This window comes from Actinomadura sp. NPDC023710 (genome assembly GCF_040639875.1).
Classification (GTDB): domain Bacteria; phylum Actinomycetota; class Actinomycetes; order Streptosporangiales; family Streptosporangiaceae; genus Spirillospora; species Spirillospora citrea.
On the sequence record NZ_JBFAGB010000048.1, the window covers coordinates 20,373 to 35,019 of the forward strand.

Genomic DNA, 14,647 nt, shown 5'->3' on the forward strand with positions numbered 1-14,647 from the left:
GCTGCGGCCAGCCCGGGTCCACTGCGGTCAGGTCGGGTCGGTCGAGGAGTCGGGAAATCGCTTCGAAAATGATCTCGACGGTGGCAGGTAATGGGATTCCGCCGCTGACCCGTTTGGGCAGGCTCGCAGCCGTGCACGACGTCGGGTGGTAGATTTCGCGGGCTACTCGGTTGATCGCTCTGGCGACGGCGTTGTAGGAGCGACCGGTGCCCTTCGAGGTGGGCTACCAGGTCCGGGTTGGCGATCGGATGGGTTCGGTGGCGAGGCACGACCGGCTCCCTGCTGCCTGAGTTTACAGTTGCCTGGGACTCCAGTTTCGGCGACCGGGAAACACCAGGCAATACGAGCAACAGCAGCAATAGCCGAGCCTCTGTTGTTACTGATGGTTTATGGCTTCTCTAGTCGGTATGTCGCCTGGGCTCCGTCGACGGTGGATGGGAAGGCCCAGTTGGGCGTGGCCGCCGGCCATGGTCACGCGGTTCCCCCTCACTGCGGTCAGGGCTGACGGAGCAGGCACGAAAACCGGTCGCCACGGATCTCCCCGTTGGATCCATGCACTTCAGGAATCAGTACTGAATCCCTGAGCGGCTCGGTGCCCCCTTCGACGATCCTGCGCGCGACGGCGGCGTTTGCGGGCACTGCCAGCGAGCCTCTCAGAATCCTTCTGTCGTCACCATCGGACCGCCGGTCAGGTAGTTCACCAGCGCCGTCCGGGTGGTCGAGACGAACTCCACCGGCACCGTGTCGACTGGATGCCAGGCCACCTGGGCGTGCTTGTTCGGTTCGGCGTTCACTGGGTCGCCGTCCCAGCGGTGGGCGACGAACACGACTGTGAGGAACCCGTTGGGCGCCTCCACTCCCCACCCGCCATGGATGATGCCCGCCACCTTCAGCCCGGAAGGATCGACGACCAGGCCGGTCTCCTCTTTCAACTCCCGGGCTGCGGTGGCGGTCACGGCTTCGGCCCTTGCCGGCCTTGCCGACGGGAAGGTCCCAAAGCCGGGGAGCGAACTTGGCGTAGGGGCCGCGTTGGAGCAGCAGCACCCGTCCGCGGGTCTGGTCGTGCACGATGACGGCGGCGACGAGCAGGGTGTGGGAGTCCAAGGCCAGGGCAGAACGGATTCGGTCACGAAGGCGATCCTTTCAAACCGGAGCGTGCCGGATCCGCTGCTCCAGCGCGCCGGCGCCCGGCACGCCACGACGCCGGTAGACCGCGAAAGTATGGACCGCTCGCGGGCAGTCACCGCACGCCGAGGTAGTTGGACAGGGCGCCGCCGTCTCGATCAGGTTGAAGCAAAGATCGCTTCCCTCGCGGCGCACGCGAGTGCGGCCTGTGAAGAGCCGGTGATACCGATCCGGTTCCAGTGGAAGATCACGTGGAGGGCGGTCACGGCGCGGACCCCTCGTGTGAGGCGGCCGCTTTCGCGTAGAGCCCTCAACTGTTCGCCTGCTTGTTCGAACGCAGTGAGCCAGGCTTCTCCGATGTCGTCCGGCCGGGCCGTGCCGAGCAGGAGCCGGTGCACGTCTTCTGTGAAGGCCGTCCAGGTTGCGGGGTCGGGCGGTTCACGGCGGAGAACGACGCGCTGTTCGGCGATTCGGGCCCACACGTCGCCTTGCTCTTCGAACTCCAGGCCGGCGGCGCGCATGAGTGCCGTGCACAGGACCAGTGATCGTTCTCTGCGGTCGGCGGCGGCGCCGTTGAGGTAGGTGAACAGGTGATGGCTGTCGGCGTGGAACAGTTCGTGTGCGGTGTCCATGCTGGCGTGGCCGCCGAAGGCGTGGACTTCGGGCTCGTAGATGTCGCCGGTCCAGGCGACGTCTTGGGTGAGTTGGGAGTGGAGGGCGCAGCGGTCGCGGTCGCTAGGCTCGGTGGGCAGGTAGCGGACGCGCCAGCGGCCTTTGCGGATGAAGAACCATGAGGTGATGAGGCCGTCGGCCTCGGCGGCGGGCAGGAGCGGGGCGAGGTGGGCGATGGCCCGCCGTTCGCGCGCTCGGGGGTCTCGGCCGGGGAAGTCGATGTTCACCTGCGCCCAAGGGGTCGCCGAGGAGGTCTCGTCCATGCTCTGGCCTTTCGTCAGCACAGCAGGAGGCAGGCGTCCCAGGAGGTGGCGCTCCCGGTGGCGGTCAGGCTTGCGCCAGCCGTTCCGTCAAGGAGGCCGGGCGGCTCGTCGTTCGCGGCGGGGGCTTTGTGGTGCAGGTGCAGCAGTTGCGGCACGGGGATGGGGGTGAGGGCGTCGGCGGCGATTCGGCGTCCCGCGGCCAGGAGGCCGCCGGTTCCGTGGCAGAGGCTGCGGCAGGTGAGGCGGGCCAACTGCGCAGGGTCGCTCGCGCATGCCGCGAACGCCGTCTCGGCCTTCTTCTGGCGGGCGGGGTCGCCGAGGGCGCGAGCGGCGAGTTGCTGGGCGCGGGCGATGCCCGGGGTCCCGTAGCACCAGGACGGCCGCCACGGTTCGGGCTGCCCTTCAACAATGTGGTGTAGCTCGTTCAGTGTGATGATCTGCGGCCACCATGCGTGACCATCGTCGGTCCGGCGCTCCCAGTGATCGAGCCACTGGCAGATGCGGGCGATCGCCGCCGGCTGCCCGTCGGTGCGGACGCCGTCGCCCATCGTCAGGGCCAGTAGGGCGAGGGGCCCGGAAATTCCGTGGGCCATTCCGTGGTTGCTGTGACCTCCGGCGGTGCCGGGCTGGTTCCAATGCGGGCTGGTCGGGCACCACCAGCCGGGGCGGTCGTCGAGGGGTTCGGTGAGCCGGACCAGGTAGGTCAGAACGTCGCGGAGCAGGTCGATGGCGCCGATGCGGCGCAGGGCGACGCCGAGGCCGGTCAGCCCGCGGATGAGATCGAACTCGGCGTAGGCCGGGCGTCGGCGTTGGTCGATCCGCCGGTGTGCGGCCTCCAGGTGTCGACGCGTCACGGTCGCGGTCCCTGCGGCGGTGACGGCCTTGGCGCGGTTGAGCCCTGGGTGGTCGGATGCGGCGAGGACGAACGCTAGGGCTGGAGCTCCGTAGTAGAGGCTGGCGCCGTTGGCGACGCTGACTCCTTCGGAGACTGCTGCTCGAAGGGCCGTGTGCGCGGCTTGGAAGTCGCCGGTCTCCAGGTGGAGCAGGGCGATGCCGGCGGATCCTTCGGCAAGGTTCTGCTCCCTGGTCATGGTGTCCTGCTCGAGGGGCTCTCGGCGGAGGCGGCTCGGTGTCGGCTTTTGCGGCATGAGCTGGTGCGGGCGTGGAGGCGAGTGTGGGCGATCGTGCGGGCCAGCCGTAGGCAGTGCCTTTCGGATGCGGTGCCGACACCGATCATGCGGGCGTGGTGCAGGTGCAGCAGGTCCGCCAGCACCTGATCGGCGTCCAACCCGTCCTGGTCGGCCAGGGCCCGGTACGTGGCCAGCGCTTCGACCAGGTCCCCCGCCCACGCTGGGGCGGCGCCCGAGGCGCTGTCCGAGTAGCGGACGGCGGCGTGGGCTCGGGCGCGGGCGAGCTGTGCGGGATCCAGTCGTGGTCCGCTGCGGTGCGGCACGTGGTCGACTAGCCACCGCAGGCCGTCGCCGCCGGTGAACCCGTCAGCGATGGCGACCATCCCGGCGGCTGCGGCGGCCTCCCGGTCGCCCGACAGGCGCGCAAGGACGGCGCGGGAGTCGGCGGCGAAGACCTCTTCGGCTGCGGTCAGGGTCGGGCCGGTTCCGTGGCGGGTCTCAGGCCGGTAGGTCGCCAGGGTGTAGTCGGCCACCAGTCCGTCGTCGTGCAGCTTTTCCGCCCACCCCGCGAGGTCGTGGGCGGTGTCGGCGAACTGGGCGGGATCGCGCAGCGGGATCCGTAGCCGCAGGTGGTGGTGGGGGTCGGGGTAGCGCAGGAACCACCAGCCCGAGGGGAGTTCGGGAAGGCGGGCGAGGATGTCGGTAAGGAGGTCCTGGGAGCGGCCGAACAGGCGGGCATCGATCCATCGCGACCGTCCGGGCCGGTGCTGCAGGAAGGCGGCGGGACGGGCAGGTCGGGCTGGGGCCTGCGGCTGTTGGGGTGTCGCGGTGAGGGTGAGCAGGACTTCGGCCGGTCTGCCCTCGATCCAGCCGGACGGCCCGTCGGCTTCGGTGAGCGCGGCGGCGCCGTACCGGTCGAGATGGCTGCGCAGCACCGCCAGGTGGGCGGGCTCGTTCAGATCCAGACGCAGCCGCACATCGTCGAACCCGCGATTCTGGCTGATCAGGACCTCTCGCGGCACCCGATGCTGTTCATGGTGTCGCTGCCAGGCGTCTCGCCACTGCGGCCACGACGCGGCGCGGCCGGGCAGCGTATCCGCGTGGATGGTCCAGCGGGCCGCGTGCAGGACGGCGCGGCCCCGCCGGACCCTGGGCAGGAACGGCAGCCCTGTGGCGTGGCCCCAATCGAACCGGGAACACGGGGCCGCCCACGCTGTCCAGATCTCGGTCAGGAACCGCACGAGCGGCTGCTGGGCGGTCGGCAGCAGCACGCAGTTGAGCAGCAGCGGCTCGACCGGCCGCCCGGTGGTGGCCGATACCAGCCAGAGCCGCTCGCCGTCGCCGGCCACCGCCAGGTCCGCGACTCTCCACTGAGGATCGGGGTGGAAGTCCCCGACCGGCAGCACGGGCAGCAGTTCGGGCGTGCGGGCCAGCGTGGCCAGGCGGGTCTGCAGCGGAGGCGCGGACAACTGCACGATGTCAGCGCCGGGTATCGCGGTCGGAAGGCCCGCATAGACGTCGCGGAAACGCTCCAGTTCGCCGGGGGTGAGCAGGTGTAGGAAACGTGCGGCCGCGACGCCGGCGTGGCGGGCGCCGCTGAAAACGGTCAACGTGAACGCGCCCCGGTCCAGGTCGCGTGGTGTCGGCGCGGAGAGGGCGAACCGCAGTTCGGTGTGCGGGATCGGTGGCCGGTCATCGTCGCCGCCCAACGCGGCGATCAGATCGTCGTCGAGCACGATGTCGGCGCAGCCGTCCAGGGCCGACCGCTGGGCGAGGTCGGCCAGTAACGCGTCGCGGGCGGTGAAGCCCGCCGGGTCATGGTGGGGGGAGCCCCGGTACCCGGCGGGGAATCCCAGGACGTTCACTACGTCGCGGACGGGCACGGCGGTGCCTGGGCCCCACCGTTCGATGAACGCGTGATGGTAGGCGGCCCAGCCGGGCAGGTGCGGCGCCACGGCGGTGAGTGCCCCGGCCGCGTCCTCGGCTGCGGCGACCACCGCGGGGGGCAGCGTCACCGAGCACCCGACCCGAAGGTCGACCGCGGCCTGCCCGCCGGGCGCGGGCAGGCCGATGCGCCGGTCCGGGTCGTCGTCCGGGTGATGATCGCAGGGGTGGTCCAGGCGGCAGGTCAGGTGGCGGGTAAGGTGCGTGGCTGGGTCGGTCACGGTCATCGGCGGCCGGATCGCCGACAGCAGCACTCCGGCATTCACCAGCGCGGCCAGTAGCCGCTCGGCTCGCTCGACGTCGCCCTCCTGTTCGACGCCCTCCTGCTCGGCCGTACGGCCAGAGAGGGCGTCGGCCACTTTGGCGGCCAGGTCCCCGAACGCGATCGCGGAGGCGGCCGTCTCGACCGCTACCCGCACCGGATCGGTCAGGGCGATCTCGACGTCCCAGATGCGGTCGTGCTCGGCGCGGGCGAACGGCAGCACCCACCGCCCGCCCCGGGCGTATCCGAGGGTGTTGGTCATCACCGACACCGTGCGCAGGACCGGTAGATCCCGTTCTGCCCGCGCGGCATGCTCGGCGATGACACGGTCGTCGGGGCGTGCCGCGGCACGGTGCCGCCCGCTCCAGTGGACCGCCGCCTGCGGGCCGAGTTCGACCGGTGCGACGCCGGCGAAACGGCCGAACGGTGTCGCGCGGGTCGTCCACCTCAGCAGATACCGGATCGTGGCCTCCACCAGGCGCCGCAACCGGCGCGCCTGGAACGGTTCTCCGTCCAGGGCGCGGGTGATCTGGGCGGCCAGGTCGGGGGCGGCGGGGGTGAGGGTGGCCGCGAACTCCGGCAGCGTCCACGCCTGCCGCAGCCACTGCAGCCACTCCCCCGGCCGATCGGCGGTCAGGTCGGGCCAGGCGGGCAGGACCAGGTCGTCGGGGTAGGCGGCGGCTCTGATCAACGCCGCACCCGCCGCCGCGTGGAACATGGGACGCTCACCGCCCAGACGGTTGGGAGAGAAAGGTTTAAAGAGGAAGAGGGGCCGCCGTGTCGCGGGGGGTGCCGGGCCCGGCCTGGTGCGCATGGGCCGGGCCCGGCAAGGGTGGGGCAGGGTGTTAGCGCACGCCGCCGATGTCGGCGCTGGTGGTGCAGGCGTTCGAGCCGGTGTTGCCCGAGCCGCAGTTGTCGTCGGTGCTGGTGGCGTGGCCGGTCGCGGTGTCCCCGGAGTCGACCAGGCGGACGTCCAGTTCGTAGTCGTCGGTGCTCATCAGGAGGGTTCCCTTCTCATCCAGAGCTGACGGTGGTGAAGGTGAGGACGATGCGGCTGTGCCGCTTGTCCAGGACGGTCCCGTCCGGCAGGTCGCCGGTGGGAGTGCGCGCGGGCAGGATCTGCAGGACCGGAGACGGACTGCCGGCGTCCAGCCACGCGCGCATGTGCTCGACCATTCGCCCGGCCGCCGCGGCGGCCTCGGGCCCGTGGGCGTATGCGCCGAGATCAAACAACCTGCCGGTCCAGCGGAGCGCCGACCGGTAGGAGAACGTGCCCTCATCGAGGGTGGCGGGGGCTCCGAACCGCCATGAGGGAGCGACGATGCCGGACTCGACGGCCGCCTCTTGGGCCGTCAGGATCACGAACTCGTCCGCTTCGCGGGTGAGGTGGGCGGCCAGCCACAGGTCCAGGTCGGCCAGCATGGTGCGGGGCGGCAGGCTCACCCCGGCCCAGGCTTCCTGGCGGGGCCGGGTGAGGATGTCGGCGACCGCGCCGGCCAGGACGTCGGGGGCGGTCTGGTGGCCTTCGTCGAGCCGCAGGTGGACACCGTCGGCGATGTCGACATAGCGCATCTGGTGGGCCCCGTCGCCCTGCATCGAGACGAACCCGCACTGGCGGTGGCTGTGGCTGACCAGCCGCTCTCCGCAGAGCCGCAGCGCCCACGATCGGGTCATCCCGAGCGTGCGGAGCGGGACAACGATCACGCCGTCCTCGGTGAGCTGCTCGCGCCAGGCGGGCGGGATGTCCCACGCCCCTACGGTGATGATGATCAGAGAGAAGCGGCGGCCCGGCTCGATCAGGTGCTCGGCGTCCGCGCACACGACGGTGACGTCGTGGTAGCCCGCCTTCTCTAGGCAGGAGCTGGCCCGGTCGGTCACCTGGGGGTCGATGTCGACGGTCGTGACCGACCCCGCCGGGCCGACGAGCTCAGCCAGCAGCGAGGCGTTGTAGCCGCCGCTGCCGATCTCCAGGACATCACGGCCCTCCAGGCCGCCGAGCGCGTCGGCCGCCTGACCGAGCATCTCGGCGATCAGGTACGGCGCCGACACCGAGCTGGTGGCCTCCGCGCCGCGCCGGTTGGTGACGACCGCGGTGTTCGCGTACGCCTCCTCCAGCGACACGCCCGGGGTGAACACCTCGCGGGGAACCGTCCGCATCGCCCGCTCCACCTCGGCGGGCATCTTCAGGCCCTTGGCCTCGTGGTCGGCGGCGATGGTGTCGACCAGGGCGTTGCGGAGTTCCTCGGCCCGGTCGGCGCGGCTCGCGGTGTCGACGCTCAACACGCGCCTCCTGCGGCGGATGAGAGCCGGCCAGCGAGCCGGTCATTGTGCGATGTCATCGCGGGAAAGCCTCCTAGAGATGTCTGATTCGTCGTATTCGGCCCGGCCGAGATGGGCTGAGCCGGACGGCCGGTTCAGTCTGATGGATCTGCGCGGTCGACGCCGGTGATGTCAACGACTCTCAGCGATTCGGGAGTTCACCGCCCACAAAAGCCCACCCGCCGCGCCGGAGTCAGGATTCTTGCATTTCGTGCAAACCGTTTGCATTTCATGCAAAGACGGTGGAGCTTCCTGGCGGCCTTTTGTTACGGTGGGAGGCTGGCACCCCGGCACGTGAGGGCGAAAGGGCCATGGGCACTCTTGCGGTATGGGACTCCCCCGCAGTGCGCGCCGCCGCCGCGCGCGGCGACGCCGGAGCCGTCATCCGCGCGGTCCGCACCGCCCGGAGATGGACGCTCGCGGATCTGGCCGCCAGGTGCTGCTACTCGCCCTCCCAGGTGTCCCGATACGAGCGAGGCTTATCGGAGTTAAGCCTGGACGCCCGCCGGCACTTCGCGGCAGCGCTCGGCGGGATTCCACCGCACTTCCTGGGACTAGGCTCGCCGGAACACGTTCCGGACCCCACGGGCGACCCGGTGACGGACCTGGCACACCTGGGGAGGATCGACGTGGACCGCAGAGGATTCATCACCTCCACCTTCTCCCTGCCCCTCGCCATCGCCCTCCCCGCCCACGCAGGCGCGACCCCACCAGCCCGCCGACCCATGGACGCCGGCCGTTCCGGCACCGTCGGCCACGCGGAGGTCACCACAGTCCGCGAGGTCATCAACGCGTTCACACGCGCCGACGAACGCCTCGGCGGCGGCTCAGGACGAACCGCCATCGCCGAATACCTGGCCACCGACGCCACCACCTACCTGCAGGCCCGGCCGGCGAGCTCCCGCATACGCGCGCAGATGTACGGGGCCGTCGCCGAAGTGGCCCGCCTGTGCGGATGGAAAGCACACGACCAAGGCCGCGACGGCCTCGCGCAGCGGTACTACCTGCACGCCTGGCAACTCGCCCGCGAGGCCGACCCCGCGCACGGCGCCTTCGTACTGCGGCTCATGGCACACCAGGCGGTCGACCTCGGCCACAGCCGCCACGCCGTCCACATCGCCGAATGTGCCCGAGCCGCAGCTCGCAGCCGAGCCGACACCGCCACTCTCGGACAACTGCACCTCGCCGAGGCCCGCGCCCACGCCGCCACCGGCAACGCCCGCGCCGCCCGCACAGCACTCAACAAAGCAGAACACTGCATCAACACCCACTCAAGCGGCGCAGAACGGCCCTGGTGGGCTTCGGCCATGGGCGCCCCACAACCCCTGCTGGCCACCCACACCGCCAAGGTCCTGGCCGACCTCGGCGACCCAAGCGCCCAACGACACCTCGCCGCCGCCGTCCGCCGATGGAGCCCCGACCTCTACCCCCGCGTCCGCGCCCTCAACCTGTGCGACCTCGGCAGCTACCACGCCAAACGAGGTGCGGTCGAACCCGCCTATGAGGCCTTGAAAGAGGCGCTCGAACTCCTCCACGGCATTACATCCGCGCGCGCTCGCACCGCCGTTATCCAGTTCCGCGCAATGCTGTCACCCCACCGCAATCGCGGCGGCGCAGCCGTTGCGCACACCGACGAGCTGGCCGCCCAATGGCTCAACGCTGCCCGCTGACATCCAGGGCGCGAGCTTCACGGAAGTTGGATAAGCTGACTACCTCTCTCGCGTCCTCACAGACCGTTACCGCGAACGAGCTTTACAAGCAGCTCGGTGTCACACAGGTCTGACAGGACCACCTCCGCACCGCAATCTCGCAACGCGGCCTCGTTGCTGCGCCCTGACGCCACTGCGATCACCCGTACGTCGTTCGCGTTGGCGCCCTTGACGTCGGCTGGTGTGTCGCCGACGAGAACGGCCTCTGAGGGCCGTACATCGGCGCGTTGGAGGGAGAGCCGGACGAGTTCGGCACGCATGTCGTTGTCCTCACCGTAAGCGCCAAGGTCCCACAGGATGTGTCGGTCGAGCCCGAAGACCTGGAGTTTGATCTCGGCGACTGGGCGGACATTGCCCGTCACCACGGTCTGCTGCACGCCATCCGCGTCGAGCGCGTCGAGGACAGCAGCCGCACCGGGTAGCGCGTGTCCCCGCTCGCGCAAATCGGCAGTCCGCTTCAGATGCTCTTCCGACAGGGCAGCAGCGAACCGGTCGAAGTCGCCGCGGTCCGTGGTCAGGCCATGGAGCTTGGCGGTCTCCCGGAAGATGACGGGCTCCGTAATGCCGTCGATCTTGGCTTGCTCGCGCATGGCCAATCCGGTTGTCCGCTGGAACGCTGCGGCCGACAACTCGCGCCCCACACCGCGTGTGTCGATCAATGTGTGATCGATGTCCCACAGGACCAGCCGCGCCATGGCGCCTCCTCAATCGCCCACCTGTCACTGGGCCATAGCGTGTCACGAAAACGTGTTCGGATCGCGTACGCGGTGGCGCACTCCGTCCTACGCTGACGGTACGAGACGCGAGCCGGGAAGGGGGCGGAACGGTGATTTCACCGAGGCTGCCCGTGGGACAGAAGGTCAGGTACTACCGGCGGAAGAACGGTAATCGGACACAGGCGGCCATCGCCGGTCTATGCGGTATCACCGAACGCTACCTTCAGCAGATCGAGGCCGGACAGAAGGTACCGTCTGCCGAAGTTCTCGCTCGCCTCGCTGCTGAGCTCGGAGTACCGATGGCCGCCCTACTCACCCAAGACCCTGTCGAGGAAGCGGCCGTCCCTGTCACTACGGCACCTGCAATCGCCCACGCTTTGATGGGCTACGGCCCTCCACGCAGCTCCGCCGCCATGAAGCCTGCGCAACTGCGGGAACAGGTGGAAGAGGCATGGAGGACGTGGCAGTCGTCGAAAGATCGCTTCACGGAAGCAGCCAGCGTCCTCCCCGGTCTGATCGGCGACGTGGAACATGCGGTACGCGTGCACCGCGGGGGGAGTGACGCCGGGGCACGGCGCGAAGTTTTGCGGGTGGCGTCAGATCTGTACGGCCTGTTGCGGTCGTACTGCCGCCGCGCTGGGCGCCTCGACCTCTCCCTCATGGTCGCCGACCGGGCCATCCGCGCTGCTGAAGACGCCGATGACCCCGTCCGGATCGCGGCGGCCCAGTGGAACCTTGGCCATGTGCTGCTCTCCCACAGTGAGCCTGAGGCAGTCGAGGAAGCCAAGGACGTCGCCCTGCACGCCGTCGATGAGCTGCGCAAGACCCCTGCGACGGCCGAGGCCAAGGCTGTCGAGGGCGCCCTCGAACTGGTCGCCGTTGTCTCCGACGCCCGTCGTCGGCGCTGGTGGGAGGCGCGTCAGCGGCTTGAGCAGCAGGCGGCTCCACTCGCCGGCAAGGTCGGCGAGGGAGGCAACGTTCAGTGGACCGTCTTCGGGCCCACAAACGTCCGCATGCACGCCATGAGCATCGAGATGCTGGCGGGTGAAGCATCCGAAGGGCTGCGCCTCGCCGACAAGATCGACCCAAGCCAACTGCCTAGCCGCGAGCGGCAGTTCACCTTCGGCCTGGAACTGGCCAGATGCCACGACCTGCGCAGGGAGGATGCGGCAGTCCTCGTACATCTGTTCGATCTGGAGGAGATCGCTCCTGAGGATCTAGCACGCAGCCCCCTAGCTCGCGACATGATTTTGGACCTCCAGAAACGAGTACGGCCGACCTTCCGCCGCCAAGTCGACGAACTCGCCGAACGGCTCCAACTCGTCTGACCCCGGGCTCGTAAGTTCACCCGAACTCTCAGTTCGGGTAGCACCGTCGGCCGAGCCCTACCTTCGCTGCACATCGCAACGAAGGACGGACGACAGATGACCAGCGATACGGCTGAGATGACGATCGCGGCTGGCATGTGGCTCGCCCCCGCCGGGGTCCGATGGGACGCCGTGAAAGTCGCTCGGCACCTGGCCGTGCGCGCGCTCGAGCTGATCGCGAAGCCAGGCGCCGTAGCCGTCGACCCGGCTCCGTCCGAGCCAGTGCTGTACTTCTTCGTACCGCCGGGCAGCGCCGCCACCTGGGACGTCCCAGAGACCACAGCCTTGGGGCACAGCGCTCACGTGGTGCTCCCGCCGGAGCACAAGGAAGCGCCCCCCGGCCCGTACTGGCTCATCGCTCAGCCGAACGGACTCACTCCGGTTGCCTTGCTTCGCCAGGCGCTGATGGCGGTCCGATGAATGCCACGAGCTCAACCTCCTCAGACCGGCGCAGGCCCTCGACCCACACCGAGCGCCGCGTTGGACCGACCCCACCGGGTCGCCTCGACCCCGGGGCGGTCACCCAGGGCGTGCACGCAGACCCCGGGACCCCCGTCTGCGTGCACGCCCTGCATGGAGGCGCCCCCACCGTCTCTCTGGCTCCCTCAGAGCAGAGCCTTTGCCTTTTCCGTGACGGTGGCCCGCCAGCGCCCGGGACATACAACGACGAAACCGCGCCGCATTCTAGGACCGAAATTTGATGGCCGACGAAACCTTCCTCCCTGATGCCGTTGATCTCGATCGGCCCGCGCCTGCGCGCGTGTATGTCCTGCTCCTGGGAGGCAGGACCGCGCTCGCTGCGGACCGGCCCGCTTATGCCCAGGTGATCGCGAAGGCGCCGGACGCGGGCGCGGTCGCCCAGGAGAACTACAAGTTCGCTGGGCGCGCCACCGCCCAAATGGTTCAGAAATTCGGGATCAGCCAGGTCATCAACATCGGGCCCGGCATTCAGGACCCTGACATCACACTGCCCAGCGTGGAGCAGTGCGTCCGGGCGGTCGCCCCCGACGCGGTGGTGGTCGCGTTCGACAACGACCACGTGGTCCTCACCCACGCGCGCACCCATTCTCAGAAGGTGCTGTTCGGTGACGTGACCGATCTGGACACGATCTTCGGCAACCCCACCCTTGGCGCGGTACTGGATCTGGCTGAGCCGGTGGTCGTGGTCTTGGCGGCAGTGCTGCATTTCGTGGACGACGCTGTCGCGGTGATGGCCGGGCTCGCGCGGCGGCTGGCGCCCGGCAGCGTGGTGGTGATGTCGCACGCGACCAGCACGGGCCCCGAATCCATGGATGTCGCCGGAGTCACCAAGGCCTACGACGACGCCACCAGCCGCATCCATTTCCGGAGCGAGGAGGAGATCCTCGGCCTGTGCGCGGGGTGGGAGATTCTCGGGCCGGGTCTGAAGGACGTGGCCGAGTGGGGCCTTCCCGAAGACGAGCACGGCCAGGTGGGCGAGTTCGTTCGGGTCGTCGGGATGGCCGCCCGCCTGCCGGGGCGGGAGCGGTGATGCAGCAGCGCACCGAGAACCCGGTGGCCATGTTGTCTGGCCCGACCGCGGCAGGAGCGTGGAGCCTTCTGACCGGCGGCCAGGATTGCGTCGCGCCTCACGCCGGCCGTGACCCCAGCCGTGAGGCGGCTGCTGCGGCCGTGGAGATCCTGCCCGGCCTGGGAGAGGCGGTCAGGGCCACCGAGAAGTTCGTGGCACGGGCCCTGCGGCGCGCCCTTGAGCAGGTCGGGGTGCGTCAGGTCGTTCACATCGGTCCGGGATTCCCTCCTCCCGGTGGGCGGCCCTGCACCCATCACCTCGTGCACGCGCACGCCCCCCAGGTCCGCGTCGTGTACGTCGACAGCGACCCGGCGGTGCTGGCTTGCCTGCGCGAGCGGTGCGGTCGCGACGCGGAGGCAGTGTCGGTCGTCGAAGCCGATCTGCGCCGGCCCGCGGAGCTGCTGGCCGCCAGTGGCGTGGACCTCGGGCAGCCCGTTGCGGTGGTGCTGGCGAACGTCCTGACCTTCCTACCCCTTGAGGCCGCAGTGCCAGTCATGCAGGACCTGATCGCGCCGCTGGCGCTCGGCAGTCACGTGATCGTCGCCGAACCCATGGCCGGGCTCCTCGACGAACCGGTCCAGGCGGCGTTGAACGCGATGGCGGCACGGGGTGCTCCCGCCGCGTACGCGCGTACACGGCCGCAGATGCTGGAGCTGCTGGCGGGGCTGGTTCTGCTGGAGCCCGGCGTCTACCCGGTGTCGTTCTGCCTCCAAGACCCGCTCGCGCCGGTTCCGATGGTCCCCGTGCTCGGCGGAGTCGGTTGGCGAGGATGGGACGGGTGGTCACCGTGACCGGCCGCAACGAGCGCCCCGCTAACCCGATTGACACGTCTGTGCCGCATTCGGCGAGGATCTGGAACTACTGGCTCGGTGGCAAGGACAACTACCCGTCGGACTGGGCTGCCGGCGAAGAGTACCTGCGCGTCTTTCCTCATATGGCTGTACTCGCTATGGAACAGCGAGGGTTTCATGGCCGTGCGACCCGGTTCCTAGCCGCTGAGCACGGCATTCACCAGTTCCTGGATGTCGGGACCGGGCTTCCGACCATGGACAACACCCACGAGGTCGCGCAGCGCGTCGCACCGGACGCCCGGATCGTCTACGTCGACAACGACCCCATGGTTTTGTCCCACGCCCGTGCACTACTCAATTCCACGCCGCAAGGCCGCACCGATTACATCGACGCCGACGTGCGCGACCCGGACGACATCGTCGAACACGCCAAACGGACCCTGGATTTCTCCCGGCCGGTCGCGGTGATGATGTTGGGCATCCTCGGCCATGTCACCGACTACGACCAAGCCCGCGACATCGTTTACCGGTTGGTCGCGCACCTTGTGCCCGGGTCCTATCTGGTGATCTGCGACGGCATCAGGGCGAGCGAGGCCCGCGCCGCGGCGCAGGCCGGCTACAACGACACCGGCGCCGCCCCCTACCGGCTCCGCGCCCCCGCCGAGATCGCCGCGTTCTTCCAGGGGCTGGAGATCCTCCCGCCAGGCGTGGTCGCGCCGAACCGGTGGCGGCCGGCGCATCCAGAGCTGATGTCCGCGCCCGAGGTCGAGGCGCGAGCCGCAGTGGGGAGGGTGAGGTGA

Annotated in this window: 13 protein-coding genes and 1 pseudogene; 7 read left to right on the forward strand and 7 right to left on the reverse strand. The window is 69.6% G+C overall.

Translation table 11 applies throughout. From position 1 onward, the window contains the following. Positions 1-653 precede the first annotated feature (653 nt). The 6 genes from AB0H37_RS38160 to fxlM form a co-directional block, all read right to left on the reverse strand. Positions 654-956: an NUDIX domain-containing protein gene (locus AB0H37_RS38160; protein WP_360617498.1), complete on the reverse strand. Its 303-nt coding sequence runs from the start codon at positions 954-956 to the stop codon at positions 654-656. Between the two features lie 327 nt (positions 957-1,283). Further along, positions 1,284-2,060 carry a thiopeptide-type bacteriocin biosynthesis protein gene (locus AB0H37_RS38165; protein ID WP_360617499.1) on the reverse strand — a complete coding sequence of 259 codons (777 nt, stop codon included), beginning with the start codon at positions 2,058-2,060 and terminating at the stop codon, positions 1,284-1,286. Positions 2,061-2,074: 14 nt separating this feature from the next. Beyond that, entirely contained in the window at positions 2,075-3,151 is a 1,077-nt protein-coding gene (locus tag AB0H37_RS38170) for a lanthionine synthetase C family protein (protein WP_360617500.1), read from the reverse strand. Continuing rightward, complete coding sequence (locus AB0H37_RS38175; protein WP_360617501.1) at positions 3,148-6,114, reverse strand: lantibiotic dehydratase; 2,967 nt, start codon at positions 6,112-6,114, stop codon at positions 3,148-3,150. The genes AB0H37_RS38170 and AB0H37_RS38175 overlap by 4 nt, the downstream gene beginning before the upstream one ends. 127 nt (positions 6,115-6,241) lie before the next feature. Then, positions 6,242-6,394, reverse strand: coding sequence for an FxLD family lanthipeptide (locus AB0H37_RS38180; protein ID WP_360617503.1), 153 nt, complete (start codon positions 6,392-6,394; stop codon positions 6,242-6,244). A gap of 16 nt (positions 6,395-6,410) precedes the next feature. Then, entirely contained in the window at positions 6,411-7,676 is a 1,266-nt protein-coding gene (fxlM, locus tag AB0H37_RS38185; protein WP_360617504.1) for a methyltransferase, FxLD system, read from the reverse strand. Between the two features lie 350 nt (positions 7,677-8,026). Here fxlM and AB0H37_RS38190 point away from each other — a divergent pair. After that, positions 8,027-8,233 (forward strand): annotated as a pseudogene (locus AB0H37_RS38190) (helix-turn-helix transcriptional regulator); the annotation flags it as partial. A 111-nt stretch (positions 8,234-8,344) separates the two neighbouring features. Further along, on the forward strand, positions 8,345-9,385 hold the full coding sequence (locus tag AB0H37_RS38195; protein WP_360617566.1) for a hypothetical protein: 1,041 nt from the start codon (positions 8,345-8,347) through the stop codon (positions 9,383-9,385). 56 nt (positions 9,386-9,441) lie between these two features. Here the strand turns inward: AB0H37_RS38195 and AB0H37_RS38200 are convergent, their stop codons facing one another. Next, on the reverse strand, positions 9,442-10,119 hold the full coding sequence (locus tag AB0H37_RS38200) for an HAD hydrolase-like protein (protein WP_360617505.1): 678 nt from the start codon (positions 10,117-10,119) through the stop codon (positions 9,442-9,444). A 152-nt stretch (positions 10,120-10,271) separates the two neighbouring features. Here AB0H37_RS38200 and AB0H37_RS38205 point away from each other — a divergent pair, with 152 nt between their 5' ends. The 5 genes from AB0H37_RS38205 (at position 10,272) to AB0H37_RS38225 (ending at position 14,647) form a co-directional block, all read left to right on the forward strand. Next, positions 10,272-11,468 carry a helix-turn-helix transcriptional regulator gene (locus AB0H37_RS38205; RefSeq protein ID WP_360617506.1) on the forward strand — a complete coding sequence of 399 codons (1,197 nt, stop codon included), beginning with the start codon at positions 10,272-10,274 and terminating at the stop codon, positions 11,466-11,468. Positions 11,469-11,564: 96 nt separating this feature from the next. Beyond that, complete coding sequence (locus tag AB0H37_RS38210) at positions 11,565-11,927, forward strand: hypothetical protein (protein WP_360617507.1); 363 nt, start codon at positions 11,565-11,567, stop codon at positions 11,925-11,927. A 280-nt stretch (positions 11,928-12,207) separates the two neighbouring features. After that, positions 12,208-13,017: an SAM-dependent methyltransferase gene (locus AB0H37_RS38215; protein WP_360617508.1), complete on the forward strand. Its 810-nt coding sequence runs from the start codon at positions 12,208-12,210 to the stop codon at positions 13,015-13,017. Beyond that, the gene (locus AB0H37_RS38220; RefSeq protein WP_360617509.1) at positions 13,017-13,847 is read left to right on the forward strand and encodes an SAM-dependent methyltransferase; all 831 of its coding nucleotides are present in this window, start codon (positions 13,017-13,019) and stop codon (positions 13,845-13,847) included. The genes AB0H37_RS38215 and AB0H37_RS38220 overlap by 1 nt, the downstream gene beginning before the upstream one ends. Further along, the gene (locus AB0H37_RS38225; protein WP_360617511.1) at positions 13,835-14,647 is read left to right on the forward strand and encodes an SAM-dependent methyltransferase; all 813 of its coding nucleotides are present in this window, start codon (positions 13,835-13,837) and stop codon (positions 14,645-14,647) included. The genes AB0H37_RS38220 and AB0H37_RS38225 overlap by 13 nt, the downstream gene beginning before the upstream one ends.